Annotated in this window: 1 protein-coding gene; it reads left to right on the top strand. The window is 45.4% G+C overall.

The features are described from left to right. Positions 1–100 precede the first annotated feature (100 nt). Positions 101–304 (top strand): hypothetical protein (locus GJU40_RS20900; protein ID WP_212029936.1); only part of this gene is annotated, 204 nt, incomplete at its 3' end.

The following is a 304-nucleotide window of genomic DNA, read 5'->3' as shown; positions in this document are numbered from 1 at the left end:
TCTTTCATTCGCCTGGCAGCGTCCTACTCTCACAAGGGGAAGCCCCTAACTACCATCGGCGCCGCAGAGCTTAACTTTCGTGTTCGGTTTCTGGATTCCGATGAATGAGCTTGTAATCTCTTCGTCCATTCGTTCTCTCACCCTTTCATGTACCGAGTGGAATGAAATAGGCGTAGAGATTCCGCTTATTCGGGAAAAACAGCTAAAATCGGCTGAAATAGAAGGAGGAATCAAACATGACCTACTGGTCACCGCCAGGAATGAAAATTGGTTTGATTCTTGTGCCACAAAAGAATTATATTTG

The sequence above is a fragment of the Metabacillus lacus genome (genome assembly GCF_009674805.1).
GTDB lineage: Bacteria > Bacillota > Bacilli > Bacillales > Bacillaceae > Metabacillus_C > Metabacillus_C lacus.
This window is presented reverse-complemented; position numbering and strand designations above follow the sequence as displayed.